Genomic DNA, 15369 nt, shown 5'->3' with positions numbered 1-15369 from the left:
AGGTGCCATGGATAGCCAGCGCCGCCATGAGGACGCCGGCCTTCCGACTCCTCAGGCAATGACTCAGTTGCCGGAAAAGACGAAGGCGTTCCTCGGGCAGCTGAGAGAGGAGGAGGTTGAGACGCTTCAGCGTTTCTCTCGCCTCAGCAAGGAGGAACAGGAAAAGTTCTTTGCTGGCGTAAAGTTTATCACCTCGGCGATCGGCGTTGGGAAGGTGATGAAGTGGGCAATTCTGGCCCTCGTCAGCACGTTCTTCGGCTTCATGCTGCTGTGGGACCAGATCGTGAAATTTCTCGATTTTATCGGAAAGGCGAGCGGAAAATGATGAAGATTATCGCTGCTGTCGTATTCGCGGTGCCTGGCGCCATGCTCGGCATTTGGGCCTCGGACCGGGCGCCGACCACCGACACGATCCGGGTTGAGGTCATGCCGGCCATCATCGCCGCAGGCGGGGAGGGCGAGGTCGTCTACACCTACCAGCGTTTCCGACAGTGCCCTCGGCGGTCAATTCAGGAGATCATTGACGCGACGGGTCGAGTCTATCCGGTAGGCATTCAAGAGAGTCCGCCATTTGCGAACCGACTGAAGGAGCGGCCGGACACTTTCGCGCAGCCGATCAAGATACCGTTGACCGCCCGGCCGGGACCAGCACTCTACCACGTCATGATCAGGGATTTTTGCAACCCGCTGCACTACGTCTGGCCGATTTCAAAAGAGATCAATGTGCCTTTCGACATCGGGCCGCAACCGGGTCACTAAGCGGCTCATCTGACGAAGGTGATGCTCTCACCCTTAAGGGCCGCAGCTATATCGATCAAAGGTGCCTTTGAATTCAGCTTGAACCGCCTGTCCTCAGGGAGCAAATAGAAAGCCCGCATGAAGTTTATAGCGTGAAAAGGTGCAACCTTTGTGTCTTCTCGCCCTGACCGGACCCAACGATTGATGGTCACACTGTGTATTCCAAGTAGGCGGGATAGATGGCTTTGGTTGACCCGGCATACTGCCATCATTGCAACCATTTCGCGACTTTCTGCCGAAAGAAGCGCAATACCTTCTTTCGAGAAATTCGGGTCCTCTGACAAGTTAAAAAGTATAGAGTTTACGTCGATCAATGGAGACATTGTTTCGAGGCTAGTGTACGCGGCAGCAGAGAGGAGGGCGAGCGATCGAATAAAATTGATGGCGTAAAATGGAGGCTCGACAGCGGTTTTTCGTTCTGGCCTTACCCAATTATTAACGCTGTCCGGCGTCATTCCGAGCAACATCGATAGCTTTATCTGCGAGATTTGAAGGCCGGACATTATTGCGATCAGCTCGCGACGATTGTCCGACATTGTCTCATATCGCAAGTCACCGGCATTTATCCGCATTTATTGAACCTAGATTTCACGACGACTCGCGCGCTTCGACCGCTCTCGGGGAGCATTTAAAACTAAAATAGAAGCCTGTCGAAGCGGACCGGCATCTTTACTATTAGGTTAGGCGTTCGCTGCCGCGGTGCTGTTCGATCGAAAATGAACTGTTGACCGTTTTGGCGGGTGATGCGGTGAAGAGTGTCAGGGAGGAGGTTGGCCTCGCCGGCCGCGGCCTTTTCCGCGATTTGGCGGAGGGCGATGGCGGGCCGTCGCCAGTCGATCGGCGCTCCCCGCGTCCGCGCGAGGTCGTAGCGCCACCAGGGCGCGCGCTGCAGGGCGGCGATGGTCGATGCGTCGAACCGCCCGCGGATCAGCTTGGCCGGAACCCCGCCGACGATGCTGTAGGGCGCGACGTCCTTCGTCACGACGCTGCCATAGCCGACGATCGCCCCGTCGCCGATGGTCACGCCGCCCATCACCGCCACCCGCGAGCCTGACGTCGTTGCCGATGGTGAACCCGTAGCGCCTGCGCCCAGCCGTGCCGCTTAGGCGGCCGGCTTGTCGGCACGAGCCCAGAGGTCGAAGCACTGGCCCTTCGAGACACGCACCGGGCCGAAGCCGGCCTGGACCAGTTTTTGGCCGAGCGTCTGGTTGGTGTAGCCGGTCTTGTGCGCCATGAAATGATTGCCGCGGGCGATCGACGGACGGAAGCCGTAGAGGATGTCGAGCGGAGTGATCGGGCCGGCCGGCGAGACATAGGCTTCGTCCTCGAGCTTGCCGTCGGCGAGCAGTTGCCCGAGCGATTGCAGGTCGGGGCAGGTGACCACGGCAAAACCGCCGGGCTTCAGCACGCGGAAGAATTCGGCGAAGGCGAGCGGCACCTCGTGGGCGTAGAGATGCTCGACATTGTGCGAGGAATAGAGGGCGTCCATCGACGCCGTGGCGACGTCGGTCATGTCCGTCATCGTGCCGAGAATGTCGGGTGCAACGGCAGGATCAATGTCCAGCCGGATCTCCTGCCAGTCGGCGGAGCGGAAGTGTTGCGGGAGCTTTTCCGGGTTGGCGGGACCGCAGCCGACGTGGAGGACTTTGAGAGAGGTTGTCATGCTTACTTTCCTCACGCCGTGTTGGAATTAAAGATATGAGCTCCGGTTGCATCTCCTAACCTGAGCTCAAAAAAAAGGGGCGGCATCAGCCGCCCCTCTCAGAGATCTTGTAGTTTATTAGGCTACGACGAAGTCGCTTGCGTCGAGCGTACCGGTGACGCCCGTCACCTTCAGAACCAAATCATCACCAGCGGTATAGGTGGTGCTGTTTGCGCCGTTGCCATCAAACACCAAGAAAGTATCGGTGCCGATCGTAAACAGGCCAGCCTGGTTTGCCGTGAGGGCTACGAAGGCTGCATCGAGTGACGCCGCTGCTACAGCAGCACCTGCGTTTGCGACGCTGATACCCGTAACGGACGTCAGTGCGATTGTATCTGCTTGTCCGCCAACAACCGATGTTCCGAAGTTCAGATCGGTAATGACATCGGCGGTAGTTACAAGACCGGAAGAGTCATTGACCGTGCTGTAGACGAAGCTGTCGTTGCCATCGCCGCCAGAGAGAACGTCCTGACCAGCACCACCAGTAATGACGTCGTTGCCGATACCACCGTAGATGGTGTCCGCGCCAGCGCCGCCACCGATCGTGTCATTGCCGCCGTTGCCGTAAATAACATCAGCACCGTTACCGCCGGTGATCTGATCAGCGCCGTCAAGAGCGTCGGTCGCTCCGTTTCCGCCGTAGATCGTCGTGTTTCCAACGGTGCCTGTGGCGTCGATGATGTCGTTGCCCGAGTTGCCGTAGAGGACGGCGGTGGAAACGCTATCAGCACCTGACAGGTTGATGGTGTCATTGTCCTCGCCACCGAAGACGGTCAGCGAAGCGCCGCCATCGATCGAAGCATTGACGACGTCGTTGCCGGCGTTCGAGTAGATCGAGTGCACGCCGCCGGAGACGTCGAGGGTGACGTTGGTCACGAGGTCCGTGGTGTCCGTCTCGCCATTGCCGCCGTAGATCGTGGTGTTGCCACCCGTTCCCGATACGGTGATGTCGTTGTTGCCGGAGCCGCCCTGGATCAGGTTGTCACCGAGCGCATCGCCAACCGCGGCGTTGACCGTGATCGAGTCGTCGCCGACGCCGCCGTAGACGCTGTTGTCGCCTGAGCCGATGACGGAGATCGTGTCGTCACCGCCGTTGCCGAAAATCAGGTTGTTGCCATCACCGTTGATGGTGATGGTGTCAGCCAGATCGTTTGTCGCAGCGAAGGCCGAACCACCGTAGATGGTGTTGTTGCCGTTGCCGTTGATCTCGATGGTGTCGGTATCGTCGACGCCGCCAACAATCAGATTGTTACCGTCTGAGCCGGTGTCCAGCAGGATGTTATCGTTGCCGAGACCGCCGTAGACGCTGTTGGCCCCCGTGCCGGTGATGGTGATGGTGTCGTCGCCAGCATTGCCGTAGACAGCGTTGGCGCCGTCGCCCGTGATGGTGATCCCGTCGTCGCCGTCGACAGTCGAGGTGACGCCGGTTCCGCCGTAAACGGTATTGTTGCCGTTGCCAATGATTACGATCGTATCGTCATCGTCAGAACCGCCGACGACCAGGTTGTCGCCGTTTGCAGGAGCACCGGTAGCGCCGAGGGTGATCTGGTCGTCGCCGAGGCCACCGTAAACGGTGCTCGAAGCATTGGCATAGATGTTGATGGTGTCGCCACCGGCATTGCCGTAAGCGAGCACGCCGCCAGCCACAGCTGCAGTCGAGAGACCAGCGGTGATGGTGTCCGCACCGTCGACCGTGTCGTTCAGCGAGCCGCCGCCATACACGGTGGCAACCTGGCCAGCGGTCGGGGCAACCGTGATTTCGTCTTCGCCAAGGCCACCATAGACCAGGTCAGCACCAACGCCCGAGGTGATCGTGTCGTCGCCGGCATTGCCGTAGATGGTGTCGTTGCCGTTGGCGGTCGTGATCGAGTCGCCGCCGTCAGCCGTGTCGGTCAGACCGCTACCGCCGAAGACGAGGTTGTCGCCGCCGTTGCCAACGATCGTGTCAGCGCCGCCAAGGCCCATCAATACGTCGCCGAATGCGCTGCCGGTAACGGTGTTGGTGTTAGCATCGGCAGTGGCAGCGGTATCGCCGTCACCGAAGGTGACCGAACCGCCGCCCTGGAGGACGAAGTTCTCGGTCGCCAGGGCGGCAAGAGTGACGCCCGTGATCGTGAAGAAAGTCGAACCGGTCGCAATGACGACGTCGGCGCCCTGCTGGGTGATGTTCGTGATCGAGGAAGGCGCGATGTTCAGCGTGTAAACGTCATCGGCGGCATAGGCCGTCGTTACGCTCTCAGCGCCGGAATAGGTGGTGCTAGCCATGTGTCGTCTCTCCTGCAGTCGTTTTTGGACTGGTGCCGGTGTGCACGCCGCGCACCGCCCCTCTCAGATCTCTGCTAACCACTGGCATCCAGTGGTTACGCAAGGGCAGGTATGCACGTGAGCCGGCTTCTAATCAAGCAGTCCATAAGCCATTTTATTCCACTAGGTTAGGATGATGCTATTAGATCACACGGCTTAAGTTTGTGAGCCGATACCTAACTCAACGTAACCGAAGATTAATGCATTTATTGCGCTGCAAAATAGCCGAAGCTGCCTGAGGAGGTCGCTATGACGATGGGCGAGTTATATGCCGTGCTGCAAAACGAAGGCTGCACCTTCGACCCCAAGTTGCCGCAGAACGATCACATCGTAATTCGGCGTGGCGGTCGGAAAACCGTCTGGCCAGGGCATGACCAAAACGTGGAAGTGGGTAAGCTCTTCGCTGAGAAGGTGCGGGCGGACCTCGCACTTACATTATGATGCGATATTACGATGTAGTTGGCCGTCGCGACTCCAACGGGACTTGGCTGCTCACCCTGCCGGCATTCCCAGAGGCCGCCTCGTTCGGCGGTTTTCGGAAACGCGCATTTAAGCATTTGGAGAGAGCGCTCCTGACCACGTTTGCAGCGCGGATACAGGATAACGAGACCCTACCTGAGCCGATCGACGGTAGTCCTACGGACAACTTTGTCGAGGTTCCGCCCCTGCTCTACCTCAAAGGTGCTCTTTATATGGGTATGAGAGAGAAGGGTATTTCTCGGCTTGATTTGGCAGCAAAGCTGCAGTCCCCTGCGGATCGGGTCGACAGACTTTTGGCCGTAGAACGCAACTCTCAACTGGATCTGTTGCAAGATGCCTTAAGACAGGTTGACGTCCAGTTGGAGGTCGTCGTGTCAGGAAGTCGTTGGCTATCTAGTTAGCCGAATCCGCGCGCCCTCTGGCAGCTGGATATAGGCACGCATGAAATTTACGGCATAGAATGGCGGCACAATTGCATCTTTCCGCTCGTCGCGGACCCAGCGATTTACCGTCGTCGGCGCTGTACCCAAGAGATCGGCGAGCCGCCTCTGCGAAGTTCTGGTAGCCTCCATCAATAGGATCAGTTCGCGGCGCGCTTCCGACATCGTGCTCCCTCTCGATGTCATTGTATGCGCGACGCGTAGGAGCGGCAATGCAACATCCCGCCTTCAGTTGAACTCGACGGGCTTACCTGCAGGCTTGGGGCAGATCGCCTGGCCGAGGACTTTCCAGTCGCCACGGGCGCTGGCGGCAACGTCCATTACCCTGACAACGCGAGGGCGGTCGGGGAAGTCGATGGTGGCCAGGCAGACGTACTCGGCGAAACCGTCACGGCGACTCCCATCATCGATGATGCCGACCAGCATCGCGTCCGAGGGACCGGTGTTCCCACCGACGTTTTTAACGGTCTTCGGGCTATCCGCCTTTATGAACTCGGCCGCCGTCTCCGCATGCGCGGGCATTGAGGCGCCAAGAACGGCAGCGGCAGTTATGATCTTCCACATGCGGGCACCTGCAACCGTAACGACTAATGCGCGGCCTTACTCACCGGATCAAGATGCGCGACCTTGCCGCCGCCGGTCATGATGTTTCGCACGCTGGCGGACGCTGTTTCGGCGGCGAGCTGCGCCGCGCCGGTCAGGAGGAACGCGTACCGCTTCGTCGTTGACGCCTCCATATGGCCGAGCAACTCACCGACCTGCGACAGACTGATGCCGCTGGACAGGCCCGCGCTTGCGAAGAACCGCCGGAGATCATGGCGGCGCAGGTTTTCTGTGATGCTGGCCGACTCCATCAGCCGGGCCCAAGGCTTCGACACGTTGACAAGCGGCCGGCCAATGCGGCGGCCGGCGATGATGTACGGGTTGTTTTCGAGCCTCGGGATGCCGGCAAGAACCTCGCGCGCCAGAGACGACAGAGCTATGATCTTTTCGCCGGTCTTTGAGTCAGGCAGGTGCAGTCCGTCGTCGCGGACCCATTCCCATTTGGCAGATGCGATTTCGTCCAGGCGAGCGCCGGTGAAGCACAGCAGCTCGACCAACCCGACAAAGAACGGTTGCTCGGGACGCATTTTGTTCAAAGCGACCAGCAGCCGGACGGCCTCGTCGGCATGCGGCTTCCGCTTCCTCTTTTTCTCAGTGAAACGCTGAACCGTGACGGGGTTGCTGTTCTTCGGCCGCATCGCCCACATCTCGGCGAGCGCGAACGCCTTATGAAGCATCGCCAAAGTTCGGTTGGCTGCATACGGCGTCGACCGCCGGGAGTGATGAAGGCGGGCAATGTCGGCGTCGGTAATATCGGCGACGGCTGTCTCGGCCTTGAGGAAGGGCAGGACGACCTTGTCCCACATCGCCTCTTGATCCTTTCGCCACTTGGCCTTGTTCTTTTCGTTGGCGTGCTCGTCGAGGTGGCGGTCGCGCAGCATTTGCAGATTGGCGCGGGCGGCCAGTTCGGCTCGGTCATTGGCGGGATCTTCGCCACGGTTCACGCGCTCTAGGATGGACCGGGCGCGATCGCGTGCGGCAGTGAGCGCGAGGAAGCGCTCGTCGGCCAGCTTCATGTTGCGCTGAACGCCAGCCTTGGTGCGGTAGAACAGATACCAGACGGACTTTGTCGCCAGGCGGCGCAGTCGAAGGCCGGGCGTCTTCGGGTCGTTCCAGACGGTGCCCGGCTCGCCGCGCGTTGTCGGGCGTTCTTTTGCTGCTGCGGCCATTTTGTCTCGCTGTTCGTTGCCAGCCTTAGCCAGCGCCTGGCATCTAATATCGAACAGAATGCGGGACAGATCCACTACCAGGCCTGCTTTGCAGTGCTACCAGTGTGCTACCAGGGATCAGCGGTAGGGAAATCGTTCGGCCCGTAAGCCTTTGATTTTGATGGTGGGTGTGCACAGGTTCGAACTGTGGACCCGCTGATTAAGAGTCAGCTGCTCTACCAACTGAGCTACACACCCATCAACGCGCGAGGCGCTGCCGGCATCTCGATGCCGACGAGGGGCTCTATAGCCAAGCTGTTTGCCTCTGTCCACCCGCATGGCAGAGATAAGCGGATGTTTTTCGCCTGGCGTCGGTTTTTGCCGGCGGATGCTCTGCGTGGCCGTCCTGGCGTTGACGCTGGCGGTGACGGCAGATAGCCGTCGACGGACGGGTGGCATCCGGCAAGGCAGCAGGGGAGACGGGGCATGGCGACCAGCGAGACGGGGCCCGTCGGGGCGTTGGCGGGCTTGCGGGTCCTCGACATGTCGCGGATTCTCGCCGGCCCTTGGGTCGGCCAGACGCTCGGCGATCTCGGCGCCGAGGTGATCAAGATCGAGCGGCCGGGCGTCGGCGACGATACCCGCAGCTGGGGCCCGCCTTATGTTCGCAACGCCGCGGGCGAGGAGACCGGGGTCGCCGCCTATTATCTCTGCGCCAACCGCAACAAGAAATCCGTCACCGTCGACATCGCCGCCCCCGAGGGCCAGGCGCTGATTCGACGGCTCGCGGCCGAGGCGGACATCCTGATCGAGAACTTCAAGGTCGGCGGCCTCCGGCAGTACGGGCTCGACTATGCGGCTCTGCGCGCCCTCAATCCACGGCTGATCTACTGTTCGATCACCGGTTTCGGCCAGACCGGCCCCTATGCCGAGCGTGCGGGCTACGATTTCCTGATCCAGGCGATGGGCGGGCTGATGAGCATTACCGGCGCGCCGGACGGCAGCCCCGGCGGCGAGCCGCAGAAGGTCGGCGTCGCCATCACCGACATCGTCACCGGCCTCTACGCTTCGATCGGGATTCTGGCCGCCGTCAACGCCCGGCACCGGACGGGCGAGGGCCAGCACCTCGACATCTCGCTGCTCGACGCGCAGGTCGCGAGCCTTGCCAACCAGACGATGAACTATCTCGCCACCGGCGTCTCGCCGGTCCGGCTCGGCAATGCCCATCCCAACATTGTGCCCTATCAGAGCTTTCCGACCGAGGACGGGGCGATGATCGTCGCTGTCGGCAATGACGGCCAGTTCGCAAGGCTTGCCGCTGTCCTCGGCCATCCCGAGTGGGCGAGCGACTCGCGTTTTGTCAGCAACCGCGAGCGGGTGGGGCACCGCGCCGTGCTGGTGCCGATGATCGCCGCGGTGACGGCGACCGGCCCGACCCGCCGCTGGGTCGCCGCCTGCGAAGCGGTCGGCGTGCCTTGCGGCCCGGTCAACGCGATCGGCGACGTCTTCGCCGACCCGCACGTCGTCGAGCGGGGATTGCGGGTGGACATGCCGCACGCCGAGGCCGGCAGCGTGTCGCTGGTCGCGAGCCCGCTGCGCCTGTCAAAAACGCCGGTGCGCTACGACACGGCGCCGCCGGCGCTGGGCGCCGATACGCAAGCCGTCCTATCGGACTGGCTGGGGCTCGACGCCGGAGAGCTGGCCGATCTAGCCGCCCGCGGCGTGATTTGAGCCAAGCGGCGGCGCTTTGCTGCTGCTTCTGGCCGGCAATACCTCGGGCGGCGGGGCGCCGTGCCCTCAGCGTGCAGTCCGCCGTTCGTCCGAGGGACTTATGACTTCCTTCACCATCCCTCTGTATTAACGAGGCTTTCGGCCGGCCTTCATCTCGGTTCAACCGGTGCGGGTGCAGGCTGCGCGGCGTCGATCCGGGTTCGCCCGCCGGCCTGTTGGGGGAAGCACTGGGATGGACGCGCGCCTGATGACACGTCGGTCGATCTACGTCGATCTCGATGGCACGCTGATCAAAAGCGACCTGTTGTGGGAGACCCTCTTCACGCTGGCGCGCCAGCAGCCGGCAGCGCTGCTGCAGCTGCCGTTCTGGCTCCTGAAGGGCAAGGCCTTCCTGAAAGCCGAGATCGCCCGGCGCATCGACTTCGACGCCAGCCAGCTGCCCTATCGTCCCGAAGTTCTCGCCGCGATCACGGAGGCCCGGGATGCCGGCCACCGGGTGGTGCTGGCGACCGCCGCCAATGAGCGGCTGGCCGAGGCGGTGGCGGCGCACCTCGGGATCTTCGACGCGGTGCTGTCGAGCGACGCGACGGTCAACCTGTCCGCCGAGCGCAAGCTCGCGCGCATCCGCGCCGAGAATGACACCGACGGTTTCGGCTATATCGGCAATTCGCGCGACGACATCTGCCTGCTCGAAGCCGCCGACGAGCCGGTGGTGGTGGCGCCCGACCGGGCGGCGGCGGCCTGGCAGAAGAACACCGGCGCAAGGCTCATCGCCGGCGACGGAGCAAGCCTTGCCGGCCACTGCCTGAAGGCGATGCGCCCGCACCAGTGGACCAAGAACCTCCTCGTCTTCGTGCCGCTGGTGCTGACGCACGAATACTTCGACCTCACGATGATGATCGAGGGCATCACCGCCTTCTTCAGCTTCTCGTTTGCCGCGTCCGCCGTCTACATCCTCAACGACCTTCTCGATCTCGCCTCAGACCGGCGGCACAAGACCAAGCGGAACCGGCCCTTCGCTGCCGGCGTGGTGCCGATTCCGGCCGGACTGCTGCTGGGGCTCGGCCTGATGGCGGCGTCGGTGCTGCTTGCCCTGACGCTCAATCCCCTGTTCCAGCTGGTGCTGTTCGCCTACGTCGTCCTCACCACGCTCTACTCTTTCGCCCTGAAGCGCATGCTCCTGATCGACGTGATCACGCTCGCCTCGCTCTATACCGTGCGGATCGTCGCTGGCTCGACGGCGGCCAATGTCGACGGCTCGTTCTGGCTGATGGCGTTCTCGGTGTTCTTCTTCCTGTCGCTGGCCCTGGTGAAGAGGTTTACGGAATTGCTGGCTTTCGGGGCGGGCGCCGACCGGGCCACCACCGGCCGCGGCTATCGCGACGTCGATCTCGACACGCTGGCGCAGGCCGGCATGGCCTCGGGCTTCGCCTCGGTCATGGTGCTCGCGCTCTACATCGACTCGGTCGAGATCCGCGAGCTCTACGCGCTGCCCTGGATGCTCTGGCCGCTCTGCCCGCTGGTGCTCTACATCATCGTCCGGATCTGGATTCTGGCGCGGCGCAACGAGATGCACGAGGATCCCGTCGTCTTTATCCTGCGCGACTGGCGCAGCCAGATCATGATTGCCGCAGGTGCAGTGATGTTCGTCGTCGCCGCCTATGTCTGACTACGCGAGCTGGGGCAGAGTCTTCGCCGATCGTGGCCGCGCCGCCGTCTCGGCGGAGGAGGGCGCCGTGCTGCGCGGCGGGGCCGGCAGCCTTCTGCCCTACGGCAATGGCCGGTCCTATGGCGACAGCTGCTTCAACGATGCCGGCACGCTGATCGACAGCCGCCGGCGCCACGCGGTGCTGGCCTTCGATCCAGAGAGCGGGCTGATCGAGGCCGAGGCCGGCATTCTCCTGGCGGAGATCACGCGTCATGCCGCGCCGCACGGCTGGTTCCTGCCGGTAACGCCCGGCACCCAGTTCGTGACCCTCGGCGGCGCCATCGCCAACGACGTGCACGGCAAGAACCACCATCGCCGCGGCGCTTTCGGGCGCTGGGTGCGGCGGCTGGAGTTGCAGCGCTCGGACCGCGGACGGCTCGGCTGTAGCGCAGAGAACGAGCCCGCTCTGTTCGCTGCGACGATCGGCGGCATGGGGCTGACCGGGCTGATCAGCACCGCGACGATCCAGTTGATGCGGGTGCCGTCGCTGACCATCGCGCAGACGACCACGCGGTTCGGCGGCCTCAGCGATTATTTCGAAATCGCCGAGGCCGCGGACGAGCGGCACGAATATGCCGTCGCCTGGATCGACACGATGAGCCGCGGCGCAGATTTCGGCCGCGGCCATCTTCTCGCCGGCGACCATGCGGCGACGGGCGACCGGGAGGGCGTTGCGCGCCCGCCGGTTGCCACTGTGCCGCTGACGCCGCCGGTCAGTCCCTTGCGCGGTCTGGCGCTGAAGGCTTTTAACGAACTCGTCTATCGCAAGGCGCCGGCCGGGACGAGCCGAAGCGAAGTCCGGTTCGACAGCTTCTTCTACCCGCTCGACCGGGTCGGCCGCTGGAACCGGCTCTACGGTCCGAAAGGGCTCTTCCAGCACCAGAGCGTCGTCCCCTATGGCGATGCCGAGGCGATAGTCCGCTCCTTGCTCTCCTGCGCCCGTGCGCACGGCCAGGGCTCGTTTCTGACGGTGCTGAAGCGTTTCGGGGATCTGCCGAGTCCGGGTCTCCTGTCTTTCCCGATGCCCGGCTACACGCTGACGCTCGATTTCCCCCACCTCGGCGACAGGACGCTGAGACTGATGGCCGACCTCGACCGGCTGACCATCGCGGCCGGCGGGCGCGTCAATCCCTACAAGGATGCCCGCATGTCGGCGGAAACCTTCGCCGCCTCCTTTCCGGACTGGCGCGCCCTCGAAGCGCAGCGCGATCCGGCGATCATGTCGGACTTCTGGCGGCGGACGGCGGGACGTCTCGGCGCCTCGGGGTAGTCGGTACGACATGCTGGCGTCGGTAGGAGTTTCTTCACCGTGCCGAGGGATTGCCGTTCTTCCGCGGGCAGGGGAGGCAGCGGGTTTAACCTCCCGGACTCCCGGGCCTGCTAAGCCGAAGGGAGCAAATAGTCCCGACGGAGGCATTGATATTCCGATGGGACGTCACCGGTCCTCCCGGAAGGGGCCGACACCGCCGGCGCGACCGCCAGGATGCGACCGCCAAGACGAGGGCCGAATGACGAAGTACATCCCCTTCATCCTCTTCACGGTGCTGACCAATGCCGCGGCGCAGGTCTCGCTGAAATACGGCATGATGCAACTGGGCACGCTGAGCTTTGCCGGCACGAACCCGGTGCTGAAGCTCCTGCAGATCGTGTTCAGCCCGTTCGTCTTCATCGGCCTCTGCATCTTCGTCATCTCGATGGCCTCGCACCTCTTCGTCCTGTCGAAGGTCGAGCTCTCCTTTGCCTATCCCTTCCTGTCGCTGGCCTATGTCGTTGTTGCCGTCATCGCCTATTTCCTCTTCCATGAGGATCTCAACGCCCTGCGCATTGGCGGGATCGCGCTGATCTGCGTTGGCACCGTGCTGATCGCGCAAGGCGGCAGCACGGTGCATGGCGAGACCGACGCTGCCACCGTGTCGAACCCGGAGCTGAAACCATGAAGCATGTGATCTTCGGCGGCGACGGCTTCGTCGGTCGCCATCTAGCGGAGAAGCTGGTCGCCGACGGCGAGGAGGTCGTGGTCGCCGACATCGTGCGCAGCGACCTGCCGCATTACGCCAAGGTGCGCTACATCCAGGCGGATGTGACCGATCCCGCCGCAGTGCGAGGCGTGCCGATGCAGCCCGGCGACCAGGTCTACAACCTGTCGGCCAAGATGCTGTCGCCGATCCAGGTGCGGGCAAAACGCCACGATTTCTTCTTTCCGGTGAACTACACCGGCACGCAGCACATCATGGAGGCGATGGCGGCGGTGGGGGCGACCAAGCTCGTCCACTTCACCACCGACATGATCTACGGCCACACCAAGGTCTTCCCGATGACCGAGGATCATCCGGTCGAGCCGCTCGGCGAATACGGACTGTCGAAGTGGCGGACCGAGGAACTCGCGGTCGAATGGCGCCAGCGCGGCCTCGACATCGCGCTGTTCCGGCCGCGGCTGATCATCGGCCCCGGCCGCCTCGGCATTCTCGAAAAACTGTTCAAGCTGATTGACGCCAACCTGCCGGTGCCGATGATTGGCTCGGGCAAGAACCCCTATCAGTTCATCTCGGTGTTCGACTGCGCGGAGGCCGCCCGGCTCGCTTGGAAGGCGGGGACGCCGAACGAGGCGTACAACCTCGGCTCGCTCAACCCGCCACCGGTCAGGAAGCTGCTCGGCGACCTCGTGCGGCATGCCGGTTCGAAGTCGATCCTCCTGCCGACGCCGGCCTGGGCGGTGAAGAAGACGCTCGACTTCCTCGACCTTCTGAACATGCCGCTGATGGACCCCGAGCAGTACCTGATCGCCGACGAGAACTGCGTGCTCGACGTCGGCAAGGGGGCCCGGCAGCTCGGCTGGGTTCCACAGTACCGCGACGAGGACATGCTGATCGCCGCCTACAGCGAATACCGGGCGAAGAAGGAGGGCAGATCCGCCCCTGCCTTCGCCGAAGCCGCCGAATAAGGAGAGTGACCATGCTCGATCGTCTTTCGGTGCCTGCCCCGACCCTCATGCCCTCGGGCCTCGCCACGGCCGCGGAAGCGCCCTTGCGCCGCGGCCCCGTCAAGCCGCCGATGCTCACCGTCGCCGATGCCAAGGCACTCGACGTCGGCACCATGGCCGACCTCTTCAAGGACCACATCAACCCCGGCCAGTTCCACTTCATGAAGCTGCTGGGCTTCCACAAGGTGAAGGTCGAGCGTGCCGAGGGCATGTTCTACATTGACCAGAATGGCCGGAAGATCCTCGACTTCTTCGGCGGCTTCGGCTCGCTCGCCTTCGGCCACAACCACCCGCGCATCCTCGAAGCGCGGAAACAGTTCCAGGACGAGAAGCGGCACGAGATCGCCATCGCCTTCCTGTCGCAGTATGCCGCGGCGTTGTCGAAAAACCTTGCCTCGGTCAGCCCCGGCGATCTCGACATGGTCTTCCTCGGCTCATCCGGTTCGGAGGCCATGGAGGCGGCAATAAAGGTCGCCGAGCGCGCCTCGGGCCGCAAGAACTGCAAGATCGTCCACGCCGAGAATTCCTTCCACGGCAAGACCAAGGGCGTCCTGTCGATCACCGACAGCCCGCTCTACCAAGGCGAGTTCAAGCTGGTCGACAACCGCTACAAGGTGCCTTTCGGCGATCTCGAGGCGCTGACCGCCTGTGTCGCCAGCGATCCCGACATTGGCGTCGTGGTGCTGGAGACCGTGCAGGGCGGTGGCGGCATCATCGAGGCGACCACCGACTACTGGCACGGCGTGCGCGCGCTCTGCGACAAGCACAAGGTGATGTGGGTCGCCGACGAGGTCCAGTGCGGCTACGGGCGTACCGGGCGCTTCTACGCCTTCGAGCACCACGGCGTCATCCCTGACGTCACCGCGCTCGCCAAGAGTTTTGGCGGCGGCAAGGCAGCGATGGCGGCGATGATCGCCCGGCGCGAGGTCTACATGAAGTCCTATGGCACGCCGAAGACTGCGATGATCCACGCCGCCGCGACCTTCGGCGGCATCGGCGAGGGCTGCGTCACCGCCATCGAGGCGCTGAACACGCTCTACGACGAGGACCTTATCGGCAATTCCGCGGAGGTCGGTGACTACCTCATCAAGCGCCTGCAGGTCATCCGCCAGCGCTATCCAAGCCTCATCAAGGAGGTCCGCGGCCGCGGCCTGATGGTCGGCATCGAGTTCCACGATTTTTCGCGCACGCTCCCGCTGGCGCTGCGCCCCGTCGTGGCGATCCTCGACGACAAGCTGAAGGGCTCACTCTCCGGCTTCATCGGCGCGCTGATGCTGCGCGACTACGACGTCCTCGTCGCCTTCACCGAGTACAACCGCAACGTCATCCGGCTCGAGCCGCCGCTGATCTGCACGACGGAGAACGTCGACCAGTTCTGCGATGCGCTCGACGATCTCCTCGACCGCGGCATCGTCTCGATCGTCAAGGACTTCATCAAGGCGCAGATGAGCTGAGCCCACCATTGCAAACGCAGA

15 protein-coding genes and 1 tRNA gene are annotated in these 15369 nt (G+C 62.9%); 9 read left to right on the top strand and 7 right to left on the bottom strand.

The annotated features are described in order from the left end of the window. Positions 1-7: 7 nt before the first annotated feature. Together ACZLZY_RS11995 and ACZLZY_RS11990 are read left to right on the top strand one after the other, a co-directional pair. On the top strand, positions 8-325 hold the full coding sequence (locus ACZLZY_RS11995) for a hypothetical protein (RefSeq protein ID WP_472934137.1): 318 nt from the start codon (positions 8-10) through the stop codon (positions 323-325). Beyond that, a complete protein-coding gene (locus ACZLZY_RS11990; RefSeq protein WP_472934136.1) occupies positions 322-759 on the top strand; it encodes a hypothetical protein in 438 nt (145 codons plus the stop codon). The genes ACZLZY_RS11995 and ACZLZY_RS11990 overlap by 4 nt, the downstream gene beginning before the upstream one ends. Before the next feature lie 5 nt (positions 760-764). Here the strand turns inward: ACZLZY_RS11990 and ACZLZY_RS11985 are convergent, their stop codons facing one another. The 4 genes from ACZLZY_RS11985 to ACZLZY_RS11970 all read right to left on the bottom strand — a co-directional run bounded on the left by ACZLZY_RS11985 (position 765) and on the right by ACZLZY_RS11970 (position 4765). Beyond that, a complete protein-coding gene (locus ACZLZY_RS11985; protein WP_472934134.1) occupies positions 765-1334 on the bottom strand; it encodes a hypothetical protein in 570 nt (189 codons plus the stop codon). Positions 1335-1432: 98 nt separating this feature from the next. Next, complete coding sequence (locus ACZLZY_RS11980) at positions 1433-1831, bottom strand: LbetaH domain-containing protein (RefSeq protein ID WP_472934133.1); 399 nt, start codon at positions 1829-1831, stop codon at positions 1433-1435. Positions 1832-1900: 69 nt separating this feature from the next. Then, positions 1901-2461, bottom strand: a complete 561-nt coding sequence (locus tag ACZLZY_RS11975) for a class I SAM-dependent methyltransferase (RefSeq protein ID WP_472934132.1) — start codon at positions 2459-2461, stop codon at positions 1901-1903. Between the two features lie 117 nt (positions 2462-2578). After that, a complete protein-coding gene (locus ACZLZY_RS11970; RefSeq protein WP_472934131.1) occupies positions 2579-4765 on the bottom strand; it encodes a beta strand repeat-containing protein in 2187 nt (728 codons plus the stop codon). Between the two features lie 288 nt (positions 4766-5053). On the opposite strand from ACZLZY_RS11970, the gene ACZLZY_RS11965 reads away from it, so the two are divergent. Then, complete coding sequence (locus tag ACZLZY_RS11965; RefSeq protein ID WP_472934130.1) at positions 5054-5245, top strand: hypothetical protein; 192 nt, start codon at positions 5054-5056, stop codon at positions 5243-5245. 707 nt (positions 5246-5952) lie between these two features. On the opposite strand, the gene ACZLZY_RS11960 is transcribed toward ACZLZY_RS11965, so the two are convergent. From ACZLZY_RS11960 to ACZLZY_RS11950, 3 genes are all read right to left on the bottom strand, one after another. Continuing rightward, positions 5953-6246, bottom strand: coding sequence for a hypothetical protein (locus ACZLZY_RS11960; RefSeq protein ID WP_472934129.1), 294 nt, complete (start codon positions 6244-6246; stop codon positions 5953-5955). Positions 6247-6311: 65 nt separating this feature from the next. Next, positions 6312-7571: a tyrosine-type recombinase/integrase gene (locus ACZLZY_RS11955; RefSeq protein ID WP_472934128.1), complete on the bottom strand. Its 1260-nt coding sequence runs from the start codon at positions 7569-7571 to the stop codon at positions 6312-6314. Positions 7572-7657: 86 nt separating this feature from the next. Continuing rightward, positions 7658-7733, bottom strand: a tRNA-Lys gene (locus ACZLZY_RS11950). Positions 7734-7961: 228 nt separating this feature from the next. On the opposite strand from ACZLZY_RS11950, the gene ACZLZY_RS11945 reads away from it, so the two are divergent. The 6 genes from ACZLZY_RS11945 to ACZLZY_RS11920 all read left to right on the top strand — a co-directional run bounded on the left by ACZLZY_RS11945 (position 7962) and on the right by ACZLZY_RS11920 (position 15348). Further along, complete coding sequence (locus ACZLZY_RS11945) at positions 7962-9206, top strand: CaiB/BaiF CoA transferase family protein (protein ID WP_472934127.1); 1245 nt, start codon at positions 7962-7964, stop codon at positions 9204-9206. Positions 9207-9438: 232 nt separating this feature from the next. Beyond that, a complete protein-coding gene (locus tag ACZLZY_RS11940) occupies positions 9439-10875 on the top strand; it encodes a UbiA family prenyltransferase (protein ID WP_472934125.1) in 1437 nt (478 codons plus the stop codon). After that, positions 10868-12184: an FAD-binding oxidoreductase gene (locus ACZLZY_RS11935; RefSeq protein ID WP_472934124.1), complete on the top strand. Its 1317-nt coding sequence runs from the start codon at positions 10868-10870 to the stop codon at positions 12182-12184. The genes ACZLZY_RS11940 and ACZLZY_RS11935 overlap by 8 nt, the downstream gene beginning before the upstream one ends. Positions 12185-12422: 238 nt before the next feature. Then, the gene (locus ACZLZY_RS11930; RefSeq protein ID WP_472934122.1) at positions 12423-12851 is read left to right on the top strand and encodes a DMT family transporter; all 429 of its coding nucleotides are present in this window, start codon (positions 12423-12425) and stop codon (positions 12849-12851) included. After that, complete coding sequence (locus ACZLZY_RS11925; protein WP_472934121.1) at positions 12848-13855, top strand: NAD-dependent epimerase/dehydratase family protein; 1008 nt, start codon at positions 12848-12850, stop codon at positions 13853-13855. Before ACZLZY_RS11930 ends, ACZLZY_RS11925 begins: the two co-directional genes overlap by 4 nt. Before the next feature lie 47 nt (positions 13856-13902). Further along, positions 13903-15348, top strand: a complete 1446-nt coding sequence (locus ACZLZY_RS11920) for an aspartate aminotransferase family protein (protein WP_472934213.1) — start codon at positions 13903-13905, stop codon at positions 15346-15348. The last annotated feature ends 21 nt before the right edge of the window (positions 15349-15369 follow it).

The sequence above is a fragment of the Mesocryomonas lacus genome, from assembly GCF_055730135.2.
This window is presented reverse-complemented; position numbering and strand designations above follow the sequence as displayed.